Source organism: Amycolatopsis thermophila (genome assembly GCF_030814215.1).
Taxonomy (GTDB): Bacteria; Actinomycetota; Actinomycetes; order Mycobacteriales; family Pseudonocardiaceae; genus Amycolatopsis_E; species Amycolatopsis_E thermophila.
Genome location: NZ_JAUSUT010000001.1, coordinates 5584065 through 5600092 on the forward strand (window position 1 = coordinate 5584065; position 16028 = coordinate 5600092).

Below are 16028 nucleotides of genomic sequence, written 5' to 3' on the forward strand. Positions count from 1 at the left end.
CGCAACGATCCGGCGTGCACGAACCTCGACCCCTGTTACCCCTCGCGGATGAACTTGACCTGTGCGTCCTCGCGGTGACGCCGTGGATCGCCAGCAACCGCTGTGCAAGAGGGCGGCCGTGTTCAGGCCACGGTCGCTGAAGAACCGCGGGGTCAGTCGGTGATTTCGCGGTGTGGAGGGTGGGGGTGAGGCGGACGGACTGGGCGGGCTCGTCGCGCACGACGGCGGGATCGGCAGTTCGGCGGCCAGTGAGGTGTCGTTGAACCGGACGACCGCGCAGTCCAGGCCTGCCCATCCGCGACCGCGGCGAAGTCGTTGACGGGGAACAGCACCGACGGCCGACATCTGGTCATGAGGATCTTCTCGCCCGCTTCCCGGCCGCCCCAGGTGGTCACACCGGGGTAGCACGATGTCGCTTCGCCGATATCGCGCCCCGTTCCCGCAGCGGAGCGTAGTCACTTTCGATTCACATTGGGTCATCCTGTGACCTATGCCGCAGTCGACCTTCCGTGCCCGCTCTCTCGTGCCTGATCGCGCGTTTTTCGCGAGGTCACCACCTCTGAGGTTGCCGGCTGGGCGCTTGCCAAATCGTCGTTAGTGAATCATCATGCACTAACGGCCCTGTGAGCCGCAGCAGGCTGTCGTGGCGGACAAAGGAGTTGGAGTGGACTTTCGGGAAACGTCCGAGCACAGGGATCTCCGGGACACGGTACGGGCGATCACCGCGAAGTTCGGCCCGGAGTACTACGTGCCGCGAGCCGAGGCCGGTGAGCCGACCGCGGAGCTGTGGGCGGAGCTAGGGCACCACGGGTTCCTCGGGATCAATCTGCCCGAGGAGTACGGCGGGGGTGGCGCCGGGCTGGTCGAGCTCGCGATGGTGTGCGAGGAGACGGCCGCGGCCGGCTGCCCGATGCTGCTGCTGCTGGTGTCGGCGGCGATCTCGGGCGAGATGATCTCGGACTTCGGCACGGACGAGCAACGGCGCCACTGGCTGCCGCGGATGGCCTCGGGTGAGGCGAAGGTGGTCTTCGGGATCACGGAGCCGGACGCAGGGTCGAACACGCACCGCCTGTCGACCGTAGCCCGTCGCGACGGCGGGGACTTCCTCATCAGCGGCACCAAGCACTACATCTCCGGGGTGGACGAGGCCGAAGCCATCCTGCTCGTCACCCGGTCCGGCGTAGACGAGACGACCGGGCACGCCGTGCTGTCGCTGTTCATCGTGCCCACGGACACACCCGGCCTGGTGGCCACGCCGCTGCCGGTGTCGGCGAAGCTGCCGGAGAAGCAGTTCGTCCTGCACTTCGACGATCTCCGCGCTCCGGCGGAGTGGCTCGTCGGCGAGGAGGGCAACGGGTTCCGGCAGGTGTTTCACGGGCTCAACCCGGAACGCATCACGGGCGCGGCCCTGTGCGTCGGGATCGCCCGCCACGTGTTGCACCAGGCCGCGGAGTACGCCTCGACGCGGTCGGTGTGGGGCAAGCCGATCGGCACCCACCAGGGAGTCTCACATCCGCTGGCCAAGGCGAGGATCGAGACGGACCTGGCCGCGTTGATGACCACGAAGGCGGCCTGGCTACACGACAACGAGCTTCCTGCGGGCGAGGCGGCCAACATGGCGAAGTACGCGGCGGCCGAGGCCGCGGGGGCCGCTGCCGAGGCGGCGATCCAGGCGCACGGCGGCAACGGGCTCGCCACCGAGTACGGCCTGATGCCGTACTGGGCCATCTCACGCCTGCTCCGGATCGCGCCGGTGAGCCGGGAGATGGTGCTCAACTTCGTCGCCCAGCACACCCTCGGCCTGCCCCGTTCCTACTGAGCAACAGAATGGACCACCGCGCGATGACCACAGTGCTCCGTTCCGCGCTGAATACGGCGGACGAGACCTACCAGACGAACTACCGGCATCAGCAGCAGGTGCTCGCCGAGCTCGACGAGCAGATCCAAGCTGCCATTGCCGGTGGCGGCCCGCGCTACCAGCAACGGCACCGGGACCGCGGCCGGCTGCTGGTCCGCGAGCGCATCGAGCTGCTGCTCGACCGGGATGCGTCCTTCCTCGAACTGTCCACCCTCGCGGCCTGGGGCACGCAGTTCCCGGTCGGCGCGTCGGTGGTGACCGGCATCGGTGTCGTCTCGGGCGTCGAATGCGTGCTGATCGCCCACGACCCGACCGTGCGCGGAGGGGCGATGAACCCGTACTCGCTGAAGAAGACGTTGCGAGCACTGGAAATCGCGCGGGTCAACCGGTTGCCGGTGATCAACCTGGTGGAGTCCGGTGGCGCCGACCTGCCGACGCAGTCGGAGCTGTTCGTGCATGCCGGGAAGATCTTCCACGATCTCACCGAGCTCTCCTCGATGGCGATCCCGACGATCGCGCTCGTGTTCGGCAACTCCACGGCCGGTGGGGCCTACGTTCCCGGCATGTGCGACTACGCGGTCATGGTCGACCAGCAGGCGAAGGTGTTCCTCGGAGGGCCACCGCTGGTGAAGATGGCCACCGGCGAGGACGCCGACGACGAGGAACTGGGCGGCGCGGCCATGCACGCGAAGACATCCGGGCTGTGCGACCACTTCGCCGCGGACGAGCGCGACTGCATCCGGATCGGCCGCCAGATCGTGTCCGAGCTCGGCTGGCGCAAGCTCGGTCCCGGTCCGACGCTGCCCGCCGACGAGCCGCTCTACGACCCGGACGAGCTGCTGGGCATCGCGCCGGCGGACATCAAGGTGCCCTTCGACCCGCGTGAGGTGATCGCCCGGGTCGTCGACGGCTCCCGGTTCGGGGAGTACAAGCCCTTGTGGGGTACCAGCCTGGTAACCGGGTGGGCCTCGGTGCACGGCTTCCCGGTCGGCATCCTCGCCAACGCGCGCGGGGTGCTGTTCAGCGAGGAGGCCAAGAAGGCCAGCGAGTTCATCCAGCTCGCGAACCAGACCGACACACCGCTGCTGTTCCTGCAGAACACCACCGGGTACATGGTCGGCAAGAACTACGAGCAGGGCGGGATCATCAAGGACGGGGCCAAGATGATCAACTCGGTCGCCAACAGCAAGGTCCCGCACATCACCATCAACCTGGCGGCTTCGTTCGGCGCGGGAAACTACGGCATGTCCGGCCGCGCTTACGACCCGCGGCTGATGTTCGCCTGGGCCGGGTCGCGGCTTGCGGTGATGGGCGCCGCGCAGCTCGCCGGCGTGATGTCCATCGTGGCCAGGCAGTCCGCCGCGGCATCCGGGCGGGAGTTCGACACCGAGGCCGACGAGCGCAACCGCGCGGCGATCGAGGCGCAGATCGACAAGGAGTCGCACTCGTTCTTCGTCACCGCCCGGCTCTACGACGACGGACTCATCGACCCGCGCGATACCCGCACCGTGCTCGGCATCGCGTTGTCCGCCGCGCACTCCAACATCGTCGCCGGCCAGCGTGGCTACGGCGTCTTCCGGATGTGAGGACTACCTGAGATGACCACCCAGACCAGTCCGGCCCGGCACCGGATCCGGAAGCTGCTCGTGGCCAACCGCGGCGAGATCGCGGAACGGATCATCCGGTCCGCGCGTGCGCTGGACATCGCCACCGTCGCGGTGCACTCCGAGCCCGACGCCGACGCCCTGTTCGTCGAAGCGGCGGACGAGGCGGTCCTGCTCCCCGGCGCCGCGTCTGCGGACACCTACCTGCGCGCGGACCGCATCGTCGACGCCGCGCTGGCCACTGGCGCGGACGCGATCCATCCCGGCTACGGGTTCCTGTCCGAGAACGCCGAGTTCGCCCGCAGGTGCGACGAGGCCGGCCTGGTCTTCATCGGGCCGCCGGTCGAGGCGATCGAGGCGATGGGCTCCAAGATCGCGGCGAAGGAGCTGATGGCGAAGGCCGGGGTGCCGGTGCTGCCGGGCGCCACGATCGACGACGCGGACGAGGTCGACACCGCCGCGGTCACCGCGATGGCCGAGGACATCGGTTACCCCCTGCTGGTCAAGGCCGCCTTCGGTGGCGGGGGTCGCGGAATGCGGATCGTCCGGGACGCCACCGAGGTCGTCGACGCCGTGGTGGGCGCGCGGCGCGAGGCCGCGTCAGCGTTTGGCAACGGCACCGTGTTCCTCGAGCGGTTCGTCGAGAACCCACGGCACGTCGAGGTGCAGATCTTCGGCGACACCCACGGCAGGGTGGTGCACCTGTTCGAACGCGAGTGCTCGATCCAGCGCCGCTACCAGAAGATCATCGAGGAGGCGCCGTCGCCCGCTGTGGACGAGGCGCTGCGCGCACGGCTTGGCGAGGCCGCTGTCGCAGCGGGCGCCGCGATCGGCTACACCGGCGCCGGGACCGTCGAGTTCGTGATGGCGCCCACCGGCGAGTTCTTCTTCCTCGAGGTCAACACCCGGCTCCAGGTCGAGCACCCGGTCACCGAGGAGATCACCGGGCTCGACCTGGTTGCGCTGCAGATCCAGGTCGCCGAAGGCGAGCCTCTGCCGGCCGAAGCCCTCAACCCGACGATCAGCGGCCACGCCGTCGAAGCGCGCCTGTACGCCGAAGACCCGGTAGCCGACTACCTGCCCGGCAGCGGCACCCTGCACCGCTTCCGCATCCCGGACCTGCCCGGGGTGCGCGTCGACACCGGGGTCCGCGACGGTTCGGTCGTCGGGACCAACTACGACCCGATGCTCGCCAAGGTGATCGCACACGGCCGGACCCGCACCGACGCCGTGCGCAGGCTCGCCAGGGCACTGGCGGACGCGCGGATCCACGGTCTGGTGACCAACCGGGACCTGCTCGTGGCGATCCTGCGGGAGCCCGAGTTCGTGGCCGGCGCCACCGACACCGGGTACCTCACCCGGCACCCGCCCGCCACCCTCGTCGGCACGCCTGGCAAGGACGTCATCGCCGTGCACGCGCTGGCCGCGGCCCTCGCGAGCCAGGCCGCCCGCCGGGCCGGCGCCCCGGTGCAACGCGCGGTGCCCTCCGGCTGGCGCAACGTGGTGAGCTCCCCGCAACGCGCCGAGTACCGCATTGGCGAAACCGAGGTGGACGTCGCCTACCGGATCACCCGGAACGGGCTGGCCGCCGAGGTCGACGGAACGCCGGTGAGCGGGCTCGCGCTGCTCGAGGCCCGGCCTGACCTGGTTGACCTGCGCGTCGACGGGGTGCGGCGCCGAGTGCACGTGCACGCCGTCAACGACGCGGTGTACTGCGACAGTGTGCTCGGCGGGACCACACTGACCGAACGCCCGCGACTGCCCGAGCCGGGGAGTGGTGCCGCGCCCGGCTCGCTGCTCGCCCCGATGCCCGGCACGGTGGTCCGGGTCGTCGCCGAGCCGGGACAGCGGGTCGAGGCGGGCGCGGTGATCGTGGTGTTCGAGGCCATGAAGATGGAGCACTCCGTGCGTGCGCCTGTCACCGGCACGGTCAGCGAACTGAGCGTCCACCTAGGACAGACCGTCGAGGCCGGCGAGATCGTCGCCGTGATCGCCGAGGAGGAAACCCGATGACCCCGGTGCGCTACGAGGTGACGAACGGCGTCGCCTGGCTGACGATCGACCGCCCGGAGGCGCGCAACGCTCTGAGCGAACCGGTCCGGAAAGGACTGTTCGAGGGAGTCCGACGGTTCAACGCCGACGACGACGCCAGGGTGCTGGTGCTCACCGGCGCCGGCGAGAAGGCGTTCTGCGCAGGAGGCGACCTCAAGGAGATGAACGACACCGCGCTGACCGTCCCGCCGCCGGACTTCCTGCCCCAGCTTGGCCGCAACATCGACGTGCCGAAGCCGACGATAGCGGCGGTCAACGGGATCGCCTACGGCGGCGGGTTCCTGCTGGCCCAGCAGTGCGACCTGGTCGTCGCCGCCGAGCACGCCCGGTTCGCCGTCTCGGAGGTCAAGGTCGGTCGCGGTTCGCCGTGGGCGGCCCCGCTGTCCTGGCTCGTACCACCGCGCATCGCGCTGGAGATCCTGCTGACCGGCGACCCGGTCAGCGCCGCCCGGGCTCAGCAGTACGGGCTGGTGAACGAGGTCGTCCCGGCCGCCGAGCTGCGAGACCGGACGCAACGGCTCGCCGAGCGGATCGCCGCCAACGCGCCGTTGTCGGTGCTCGCCGCGAAGCGCACTGCCTACCTGTCCGCCAGCCACGACCGGGCCGAGGCCTACGACCGGGCCGAGGAGATCTGGGCGCCGGTGTACCTGTCGCAGGACGCGCAGGAGGGTCCGCTCGCGTTCCGGGAGAAACGCGCGCCCGTCTGGCAGGGACGCTGACATGGGTGTTTCGATGCGCCAGGTGCTCGACGACCTTCTCGCCGAGACACACGTGCTGCGGGACCTGGTCGCCGGCCTGGACGACGCCGGCCTCGCCACCCCGACCCCCGCGGTGGGGTGGACCATCCGCGACCAGCTCACCCACCTCGCGTACTTCGACGAGACCGCGACGCGGGCCGCCGTCGACCCGGACGCGTTCCGGCGCGAAGCCGACGCGTTGATGGCCGGGGGGATGGACTTTCCCGACCGGATCGTGGCTGAACACGCCGGCCTGCCTGCCGACGAGGTCCGATCTTGGTTGGCCAGGGCGCGGAAGGAATTCGTCGCGGTCTTCCGTGCACTCGATCCGAAGACCCGGCTTCCGTGGTACGGGCCCGGCATGAGCGCCCTGTCCTCGGCGACGGCCCGGCTGATGGAGACCTGGGCGCACGGCCAGGACGTCGCCGACGCCCTCGGCCGGCATCGCGAACCCACGGACCGGTTGCGGCACATCGCCCATCTCGGGGTGCGGACCGTCGGATTCTCGTTCACGCTCAACGGCAGACCCGCGCCCGCGGTGCCGATCCGGGTCGAGCTCGACGCACCGTCGGGCGCCCGCTGGACGTGGGGCCCGGACGACGCAGCGGACCGGGTCACCGGCACCGCGCTCGACTTCTGCCTGGTCGTCACCCAGCGACGGCACGTCGAGGACACCGCGCTCGTCGTCGCCGGCCCCGTCGCGACCGAGTGGATCCCGCTCGCCCAGACCTTCGCCGGCGCTCCGGGCGCCGGGCGTGCTCCCGGTTTCGCGGCCAGCCAAGGAGGAACACGATGACGCCCGCCCCCCGCCGCCCCGTGCGGATCGGCAACTGCTCGGGCTTCTACGGCGACCGGCTCGCGGCCGCTCGCGAGATGGTCGAGGGTGGGCCGATCGACGTGCTGACCGGGGACTACCTCGCCGAGCTGACCATGCTGATCCTGTGGAAGGCCAGGCAGAAGGATGCGACCGCGGGATACGCCAAGACCTTCCTCACCCAGGTCGAGCAGGTGCTGGGCAGCTGCCTCGACCGTGGCATCCGGATCGTGGCCAATGCCGGCGGCCTGAACCCCGCAGGGCTCGCCGCGGAGCTGGGCGCACTGGCCGAGCGGCTCGGCCTGCACCCCCGCATCGCCTACGTCGACGGCGACGACCTCGTCGACCGCCTCGACGAGCTGCAGGCCGCCGGGCACGACTTCGCCCATCTCGACACCGGCCGCAAGCTTGCCGAAGCCGGCGTCCGCCCGGTCACGGCCAATGCCTACCTCGGAGCCTGGGGGATCACCGAAGCCCTGCACGCGGACGCCGACCTGGTGGTCACCGGACGCGTCACCGACGCGTCACTGGTGGTCGGGCCCGCCGCGTGGTGGCACGGCTGGACCCGCGAGGATGCCGGCATCCACGACAAGATCGCCGGGGCGATGGTGGCCGGCCACGTCATCGAGTGCGGCCCGCAGGCCACCGGTGGGAACTACGCGTTCTTCGAGGAGGTCACCGACCGCCGCTACCCCGGCTTCCCGATCGCCGAGGTCGAGCCCGACGGCTCGAGTGTGATCACCAAGCACGAGGACACCGGCGGCCTGGTCTCCGTCGGCACCGTCACCGCCCAGCTCCTCTACGAGATCGGCGAGCCCGCTTATGCCGGGCCGGACGCGGTCGCGCACTTCGACAGCATCGAACTGGCCCAGGAGGGCGAGCACCGGGTCCGCATCCGCGGTGTCCGCGGCAGCGCCCCGACCGACCAGCTCAAGGTCGCGCTCAACTACGAAGGTGGCTACCGCAACACGATGACGCTGGTGCTCACCGGGCTGCGGATCGAGGAGAAGGCGGCGTGGGCCAGCCAGCAGCTGACCGATCTGCTGGGCGGGCGGGACCGGTTCGCCGAGTTCGACGCGCAGCTGCTGCGGTTCGACCACCCGGACGCGGCTACCAATGCCGAGGCCACCGCGCACCTGCGGGTCACCGTGAAGGATCCCGACCGCCGCAAAGTGGGCCGGGCGTTCTCCGGCACGGTCATGGAGCTCGCGCTGGGCGGCTACCCGGGCTTCCACACCACCACCCCGCCGTCGGCGGAGAGCGCTTACGGGGTCTACTGGCCGACCCTGGTCCCGGCCGCGGAGGTGACGCACCGGGTCACCCTGCCGGACGGCAGCGTTCGCGTCATCCCGCACGATCCGGTCACCGCGGCCCTGCCGGTGCCCGCGGACCCGGGGCCCACACCCGCCCCGGCGACCGGGCCTTCCCGCCGGGCGCCGCTGGGCGCGGTTGCCGGGGCGCGCTCCGGCGACAAGGGGGGCAACGCCAACATCGGGGTGTGGGCGCGGACCGATGAGGAATACGCGTGGCTGCGGGGTCATCTCACCGTCGACCGGGTGCGAGAGCTGCTCCCGGAGACCGCCGGTCTGGAGATCCGCCGCTACGAGTTGCCCAACCTGCGTGCGGTGAACCTGGTGGTCGTCGGCATCCTCGGCGACGGGGTGGCCTCGGCGACCCGGCCGGACCCGCAGGCCAAGGGGCTCGGCGAGTACCTGCGCAGCAGGCTCGCCGACATTCCGGAACGCCTGCTGCGGGACTGACCTCGTCATGGCGGAGCCACGTGCCCGGCGCCGGGACCCCACCCGCAGGCAACGGATTCTCGCCGCGTCGGCCGAGCTGATCTCCGAGCAGGGCTACCACGCGGTCGGCTTGGCGGACATCGGCGCGGCGGCGGGGATCGTGAGCACCGGGGTGTACCGGCACTTCGCCGGCAAGCCGGCGATCCTGGCCGCCCTGCTGGAGCAGGTGATGAACCTGCTGGGGGAGGGCGCCGCCGGGATCGTCGCGAGCGCCCCCGATGACCGGGCGGCGCTCACCGGTCTCGTCCGGCACCACGTGCGGGTGGCCCTGGCGGACCGGCGGATCCTGCAGGTCTACCACCTCGAGGCGCGCCACCTGCCCGAGCAGGACTTCGGTCGGCTCCGGCGAGCCCAGCGCCACTACCTCGAGGAGTGGGTCGCCGTGCTGACCTCGCTGCGGCCGGGCCTCGGCGACGGCCAGGCGAGGGTCCTGGTGCACGCGGCGATCGGCGCTGTGCAGTCCATCCTCTTCCACAGTCCCGGGCTGGCGGACGACCGGCTCGCGACGCTGCTGTGCGACGCGGCGCACGCCTGCCTCGGCGTCGTGGCTGTGCCTCGGGCGGAACCGAGCGGAGAGCCGCCGTGAGCGCCCGGCGCCCGGCTCAGTCGAAGACCGCACAGGCCACTGCGGGCAGGTCCTCGGGCCGCCCCTGCGCGGCGATCGAATCGACCACAGTGGAATCCCAGCCGCAGGCCCTGGCGGATCCAGTCCGATCCGGGTAGCCCATCTTGTCGAAGACGACTGGTGGACGTTCGCGCCCCGCGCGCCCGTGCCGCCCAGGTTCAGCGCGAGCTGGGGCCGCACCCGGTCGTCGGCGCGTGCCGGCCATCCGCAAATCCCGGCGGCGAGCGCCACGTTGCTCGGACCTTCGGCGCCGAGCTGTGTCGGCATCCGGGGCTGCAGCGGGCGCTGGGACGAGCGCGGCGGTTTGCCGTGTCCGCTCCCGACCGGACAGCGGCAGCTGGTGGAACCCACCGTCGTGGGTCACCGGCCGTTCACGTGCCAGCGGGTGCGGGCTAGCGGACGAGGGTACGCGAAGCCGTGCCAGCCCTCGGACACTGGAGGTCGGGAGCCCCGAGTGCGAGTACCAGCCGCGCATTACAGAGGTGGTCGAGGGTCCTCGCGGTCGTGGCGGCCATCGCGGTCGCGGCGGGCGTGCGAGCGGGCAGCTGTGCGACGGCGGCGCCCAGCCGGACTCGCGTCCTGCGCGCCTCGCACGAGGCCGACGGGGGTGAACACGTCCGAACCGTGTGCTTCGGCGAACCAGGTGCCGTCGAACCCGAGGTCCTCGATCTCCCGGACCCGCTCGCCCCGCCGAGCCGGCACTCCTCCCGAGCAACTGGCCGACGTCGAGCCCCACGGGCATCGTCCTGATCACCGCTCCTGTTCGCTTCTCGAAGCCTGACTAGTGCACGATCATTCACCACATGGCCAGCGACAGGGGACGTAATTCAGGGGAAGATGTGAATAGCTGGTGACTTTGGTCTTGTCGGACCAGCCACGAGGGTGGATGCTGTCGAGGTCGGGCCAGGCATGCGGCAAGGAGGCTGATGTGGACCTGAACGGGAAGATCGACGTCGCGAACCTGCGCGGACGTCGCGCGGTCAACCGCTGGGAGCGGACCTCCGTGGGCGACATCTTCGAACGGCTGACGTGGAGCTACCCGGACAAAATCGCGATCACGGGGCGCCCGGGCGCCTACGGCGAGGAACGGTTCGCCTCGGTCACCTACCGCCAAGCCGACGAAATCGCCAACCAGATCGCTCACGCGCTGGCGGGGCGCGGGCTGGAACCCGGCGCCCGGGTGGTGCTGTTCTGCGAGAACTCCGTCGAGGCGTACCTGGCCAAGATCGGCATCGCCAAGGCGGGCATGGTCGCGATGCCGGTCAACCCCGCACTGGCCCCTGACGTGCTGGCGTACCTGGTGCGGCAAGGCGAACCGGGAGCGGCGATCGTCGACGCCGAACTGTGGCCACGTGCGGAACAAACGTTCACCGCCGCCGGCCTGCCCGTCGCGGCGACGGTCACCGTCGGCGGCGGTCCCGTCGCCGACAGCCCCAGCTTCGGCGAGTTCCTGGCAGGGCAGCCGGTCGGTGAGCCGGACGTGGAGATCCACGGCGACGACGTCTGGCAGCTGCTCTACACCTCGGGCACCACTGCCATGCCCAAGGGGGCCATGACCTCGCACGTCGCCAGTCACCTGGCGGCGCTGAACTTCACGGTCTCGCTCACCCGCGGGCTCCGGCTGGAGACCGAGTTGAGGGTGCTGACCGCGCTGCCGATGATCTACCACGTCGGGGACCAGGTCTTCACGTTGTCGGCTTTCCTCGCCGGGGGGTCGCTGGTGCTCGGGCGCCGCCCGCTGCCCGACCAGGTGGCGCTGGCGATCGAGGAGGAACGCGCCACCGCGGTGTGGGCCGGTTCGCCCCAGTTCGTCACCGCGCTGAACGTCGAGGCGGACAAGAGCGGCCGCGACCTGTCCAGCCTCACCGTCTTGGTGTACGGCTGGGGCGCGCTGGAACCGGCCGTTTACCACTCCCTGCAAGAGAAAGCACCGGGGCTGGTCGTGCTCGGAATCTTCGGGCAGACCGAAGCGATCGCCTGCCACCGGTTCTGGCCCGCGAAGTGGCCGGAGGTGTACGAACGCACCGCGCCCACGCTGAACTACGTCGGGGTGCCCAGCCCCCTGCTGGCCTCCGACGTGGTGGACGAGACCGGGCGCTCGGTGCGGGACAAACCTCAGACCCCCGGCGAGGCCGTGTACCGCAGCCCGGCCGTCACCGCCGGGTACTACCTCAACGAAGATGCGACACGCGAAGCGTTCCGTGGCGGCTGGTTCCACTCGGGAGACAGCGCCGCCGTGGACGCCGAGGGTCTGCGGGTCATGGTCGACCGGTTCAAGGACATCGTGAAATCCGGCGGGGAGAACGTGTCCAGCCTGCGGGTGGAGTCGGTGCTGCACGGTCATCCCGCCGTGGCGAAGGCGGCGGTGATCGGCCTGCCGCATGAGCACTGGGGCGAGGCGGTGACGGCCGTCGTGGTGCTCGGCCCCGGGGCCGAGGTGGACGAGGCGGCGCTCATCGCCTACTGCCGCGAACGGCTCGGAGGCTACGAGACGCCCAAGGCCATCGTGTTCGCCGACGCCCTGCCCGAAACGGTCGGGGGCAAGGTCCTCAAGTACAAGCTCCGCCAGGCGCACGCCGACCTCTTCCAGGACCGGAAGGAGTCACGCTGACGTGGGTCGCTACGACGACGTCTGTTCGAAGAGCATGACAGACCCGCACAAGATCCTGCGCAAGACCATGCACGGAATCGCGGACGGCCGGGACGAACCGATGCCCGCCACCGTCGAGGACGCGAGCGTGCTCGACACCGTGTGGACCGTCCTGCGGGGAGAGCCGAGGTGACAGCGGGGGCCGCCACGACGCCGCGCCGGCTGGTCGAGCTGACCGCGGAAGGCACGATAGCGATGGTGCGGCTGAACCGGCCGGAGCGCCTCAACGCCTTGTCCGATGACATGCTGCGCGATCTCGAGACCGTGCTTGACATGATCGACGCCCGCCCCGGCTTCCGCGCGATCGTCGTGACCGGATACGGCCGCGCCTTCTGCGCTGGGGCCGATCTGCGGCAGCTGCTGGACAGGCTGGACACCGCGCAAGAAGAGATCTTGGGGTTCGTGCGACGCGCCGGGCAGCTGTTCAGCCGTTTGGAACGCGCCCCGTTGCCGGTCGTGGCCGCGGTGAACGGCCCGGCCGTGGCCGGAGGTTTCGAATTGGTGCTCGCGGCCGACGTGGTGGTCGCGGCTGAGGGCGCGCTGCTCGGCGACGGGCATCTCCGCTACGGCATGCTTCCCGGTGGCGGCGGCGCGGTCCGGCTCGAACGCAAGATCCCAGCCAACATCGCCCGCCGCCTGCTGTTCACCGGCGACCTCGAACCCGCCGAACGTTTCCAGGACTGGGGACTCGTGGCCGAGGTCGTCCCGGCCGGGCGGCTCCTGGACTCCGCAATGGCTCTTGCGCACCGGCTGACCGCGGGGAGCGCACTCGGGCTGGCCGAGCTCAAGCGCGTGGCGAACGCCGCTCGTGACCTGCCCTCGGCCGAGGCGCTCCGGCTCGAGTTCGACGCCTTCGCCGGCTATCTCGGTTCGGCGGACCTGCGGGCTGGACTGACCGCCTTCCAGCAGCGCCGAAATCAGCGGTCGGAGGGGCGGTGAACCTCGGGGCGCACCGAACTCAGGCGCCCTGTTCGTCCGGCCATTGCCTGACCGGCTCGACGACCGCCGCCGGGGTGGAGTCGACGCCCAGGCACGCGTGCGCCGCGGTGATGAGAAGGTTCATCAGTTGCGGTACCGGCAGGCCGGAGTTGAAGAACAGGATGGACTGGATGCTGCCGATCGCCGCGTGCACCAGCACCCGCAGCTCGCCGTCCGCCAGGTCCGGCCGCAGCGGAGCCACCGCGGCGACCCACTCCTCGATGTAGTGGCGCTGTGCCCGGCGCAGCCGGCGTAGGTCCTGCTCGGGGAGGTTGCGGGCTTCGCGGTGATAGACCTGCAAGATCCGGCGGTCCTCGATGGCCACCCGCACGTGGTTGCGGATGAGCTTGCTGACCGCGTCCCGGTCGTCCTCCGCCTCGTCGACGATGGCGGAAGCCGCTTCGGTCAGCTGGGCCATGACCTGTTCGAGCAGCTCGGCCAGGATGGCGACCTTGCTGTCGAAATGACGGTATATCCCAGATCCCACGATGCCCGCGGCCTGTCCGATGTCGGCCATGCCGACGGTGTGGTACCCGTGACGTGAGATCAGCTCGGCCGCCGCGGAGAGGATCCGGGCCTTGCGCGCCGGGTCACGCCGCGGCCGCTGCGGCTGCTTCACCTGATACCTCCCTTGACGTTGGCCGTTCTCGATCGTACCCGGGCGCCGCCCGCCCCACTGGCCCCGCCGAGGTGGCGCCCGTGCGGTGCCTGTCGTTGCCATCGCCGCCCGGCCGGTGGGCGATGGCGCAGGGCCCGGCTCGGTCGGCGACGGGCAAGCCAGTTGCGACCGGTCCGTACCGGGTCGGCTGCGGTCACGTCACGCCACGAGCCACGAGCCGCGGACTCGCTGAAGCAGCCGGCAGGCTGCGTGCCGTCCCGGGGACGGCGGACACACCCGAGCCCCGACCATGCCAACACGGCCGGAATCAGGGCCAGGACCGGAACGCTTCCGCCCCGGGGGCCCGTGACCGAGCGGCCCTGCGAGGGAGAGGCCCGGCCGCGTCGCCCAGCACTGCTGCTCGGCGCCGGTGGGGCCGACTGTGACGCCACCCAACGCTGTGCGACCAGGGCGACCGCAGCCGGCCGTCGCGAACAATTAACCCGCTCATGTGAGGTTGCGGCCGGGTGAACCGTGCTAGAGTCCAGTCGCTAGTGAATAGCAGTTCACTTCAAGTTCGCAGTCCCGAAGTCCGTTCACCACGGTAGTTTCTTCCGTCCGCAGGATGACAACGAGGTCACCATGAGGGTATTGAAGAACAGTCATTCACAACGGTGTCGCCGCTTCCGGCGCTCGATCGTGCTGTCGGCAGTCCTGCTGCTGGTCGTCGGCAGCGCGGTCGTGCCGGCCCAGGCGGCCGGAACGCCGGCTACCGACTGCAGAAACGTCGCCATACCGGTCACCGCCGCCGGACAGCCGGCAACCATCACGGGCACGCTGTGCGTTCCGCCGGGGGCGACCACTGTGCAAATCCTCGTTCACGGCTGGTCCTACGCGCGGTACTACTGGGACCTGCCGTACGAGCCGGACACCTACTCCTACGTCCGGGCGGCGAACAAGCGCGGCTACGCGACGCTGGACATGGACCGCCTCGGTGACGGCCAGTCGACGCACCCGCTGAGCGCCTTCGACAACTTCTACGCCGATGTCAGCACCGTCCACCAGGTGATCACCGCCTTGCGCGACGGCGGGCTCGGGGCCCGGTTCGGCAAGGTGATCGAGGTCGGGCACAGTCTCGGCGGCATCGTGACGATGACCGAGGCGGGCATCTACCGCGACGTCGATGCGATCATCCCGACCGGAATCGCGCATTCACTGAACTACGTCAACGTGGTCACCAAGATCATCGCTGACGACTACCCGGCGACGGCCGACCCCAAGTTCACCTCTGCCGGGCTCGATCCGGCCTACCTGACCAGCTATCCCGGCACCCGGGGCGGGTTCTACCTCAGCGGTCCCACCGCAACGGACTCCGCAGTCGTCGCGAAGGACGAGCAGCTCAAGGAGACCGGCAACCTGGTGGAGCTGGCCACGCTGGCGGGCTACAACGTCCTGAACGTCGACCGGACGCTGAACATCCCCGTCTACGCGGTAGTCGGCCAGCACGACCCCTTCATCTGCGGTCTGCTCGGGCCGAGTTGCGGCAGCTCCCAGGCGCTGGCCGACTTCGAGCGCCCGTTCTACGGTCCGGGCGCGACGGTCGTCGCCGACGTGGTTCCGGACAGCGGTCATGACCTCCAGCTGGAGCGGAGCGCGCCGGAGAGCAACGCGCGGATGCTCGACTTCTCCGACAAGTACGTCGGGGCGGGCAACGCCCTTCGCAACACCGCGCCGGGGGCGGCGGCTCCGGTGCGCGCCCCGGCGAACCCGGCGCCAAGCCTGGCAGCAAAGGCCATCAACGCCGCGGTCATCCAGGCGGTCGTCCCGGCGATAGCGTTGCTGCAGCAGGCGAGCAATACCGTGCCGGGGCTGGGCGACAACCAGGATCCCATTCCCGGGATGGCGGCCGCCTTGTCGACCATCGGCAACCTCACCGACGCGCTCGTCGGGACGTTCCCGGAGGGCGTGATCGCCGGCAGCTGAGGCCGGCAGAGGAGCCGCGCGTCACGCCCCGGCGCGCGGCTCTTCGCATGCCGGCCGTTCCCCGCCCGGCGGGTCGACCGAGCCCTGGGCAGGGGCCAAGGACAGCGGCAGCTCGTGGAAGACGACGGCGGTAGGCGTGCGTGAGGGATTTGGTCACCACTGATGGGCAGTTCGGGTGCGGCCGGTAGGCCGATCGCGCCGACGGAGACGATGTCGGCACGCGTGGCCACCGCGGCGATCGACGAGACCAGCAGCGGATCGGAGGCGTTGCCGATGTCGCTCCAGCGGCAACTGTCTGTTTGCCCAGATCGCCGCCTTGCCGCCCATGGT

General features: G+C 70.5%; 12 protein-coding genes. 11 read left to right on the forward strand and 1 reads right to left on the reverse strand.

The features are described 5' to 3' along the window. Positions 1-664: 664 nt before the first annotated feature. The 10 genes from FB470_RS27420 (at position 665) to FB470_RS27465 (ending at position 13078) form a co-directional block, all read left to right on the forward strand. Positions 665-1819, forward strand: a complete 1155-nt coding sequence (locus tag FB470_RS27420) for an acyl-CoA dehydrogenase family protein (RefSeq protein WP_306996213.1) — start codon at positions 665-667, stop codon at positions 1817-1819. 23 nt (positions 1820-1842) lie between these two features. After that, on the forward strand, positions 1843-3444 hold the full coding sequence (locus FB470_RS27425) for an acyl-CoA carboxylase subunit beta (RefSeq protein ID WP_306996215.1): 1602 nt from the start codon (positions 1843-1845) through the stop codon (positions 3442-3444). Positions 3445-3456: 12 nt separating this feature from the next. Further along, positions 3457-5475: an ATP-binding protein gene (locus FB470_RS27430; protein ID WP_306996216.1), complete on the forward strand. Its 2019-nt coding sequence runs from the start codon at positions 3457-3459 to the stop codon at positions 5473-5475. Then, on the forward strand, positions 5472-6233 hold the full coding sequence (locus tag FB470_RS27435; protein WP_306996217.1) for an enoyl-CoA hydratase/isomerase family protein: 762 nt from the start codon (positions 5472-5474) through the stop codon (positions 6231-6233). The genes FB470_RS27430 and FB470_RS27435 overlap by 4 nt, the downstream gene beginning before the upstream one ends. 1 nt (position 6234) lies before the next feature. Next, positions 6235-7047 carry a TIGR03084 family metal-binding protein gene (locus FB470_RS27440; protein ID WP_306996219.1) on the forward strand — a complete coding sequence of 271 codons (813 nt, stop codon included), beginning with the start codon at positions 6235-6237 and terminating at the stop codon, positions 7045-7047. Beyond that, entirely contained in the window at positions 7044-8825 is a 1782-nt protein-coding gene (locus tag FB470_RS27445; RefSeq protein WP_306996221.1) for an acyclic terpene utilization AtuA family protein, read from the forward strand. Before FB470_RS27440 ends, FB470_RS27445 begins: the two co-directional genes overlap by 4 nt. A gap of 7 nt (positions 8826-8832) precedes the next feature. Beyond that, positions 8833-9450, forward strand: a complete 618-nt coding sequence (locus FB470_RS27450) for a TetR/AcrR family transcriptional regulator (protein ID WP_306996223.1) — start codon at positions 8833-8835, stop codon at positions 9448-9450. Between the two features lie 967 nt (positions 9451-10417). Next, positions 10418-12100, forward strand: a complete 1683-nt coding sequence (locus FB470_RS27455) for an AMP-binding protein (protein ID WP_306996224.1) — start codon at positions 10418-10420, stop codon at positions 12098-12100. A gap of 1 nt (position 12101) precedes the next feature. Continuing rightward, positions 12102-12272 (forward strand): hypothetical protein, encoded by a 171-nt coding sequence (locus FB470_RS27460; RefSeq protein ID WP_306996225.1) that lies wholly within the window; start codon positions 12102-12104, stop codon positions 12270-12272. After that, a complete protein-coding gene (locus tag FB470_RS27465) occupies positions 12269-13078 on the forward strand; it encodes an enoyl-CoA hydratase/isomerase family protein (RefSeq protein ID WP_306996226.1) in 810 nt (269 codons plus the stop codon). The genes FB470_RS27460 and FB470_RS27465 overlap by 4 nt, the downstream gene beginning before the upstream one ends. A gap of 19 nt (positions 13079-13097) precedes the next feature. Here FB470_RS27465 and FB470_RS27470 read toward each other — a convergent pair whose 3' ends face one another. Then, entirely contained in the window at positions 13098-13736 is a 639-nt protein-coding gene (locus FB470_RS27470) for a TetR/AcrR family transcriptional regulator (protein ID WP_306996228.1), read from the reverse strand. 843 nt (positions 13737-14579) lie between these two features. Here FB470_RS27470 and FB470_RS27475 point away from each other — a divergent pair. Further along, entirely contained in the window at positions 14580-15698 is a 1119-nt protein-coding gene (locus tag FB470_RS27475; protein ID WP_306996230.1) for an alpha/beta hydrolase, read from the forward strand. Positions 15699-16028: the final 330 nt, after the last annotated feature.

Coding starts and splice junctions, on each gene's coding strand:
- FB470_RS27440 (WP_306996219.1), top strand. CDS start 6,235: ATGGGTGTTTCGATGCGCCAGGTGCTCGACGACCTTCTCGCCGAGACA.
- FB470_RS27435 (WP_306996217.1), top strand. CDS start 5,472: ATGACCCCGGTGCGCTACGAGGTGACGAACGGCGTCGCCTGGCTGACG.
- FB470_RS27425 (WP_306996215.1), top strand. CDS start 1,843: ATGACCACAGTGCTCCGTTCCGCGCTGAATACGGCGGACGAGACCTAC.
- FB470_RS27450 (WP_306996223.1), top strand. CDS start 8,833: ATGGCGGAGCCACGTGCCCGGCGCCGGGACCCCACCCGCAGGCAACGG.
- FB470_RS27430 (WP_306996216.1), top strand. CDS start 3,457: ATGACCACCCAGACCAGTCCGGCCCGGCACCGGATCCGGAAGCTGCTC.
- FB470_RS27445 (WP_306996221.1), top strand. CDS start 7,044: ATGACGCCCGCCCCCCGCCGCCCCGTGCGGATCGGCAACTGCTCGGGC.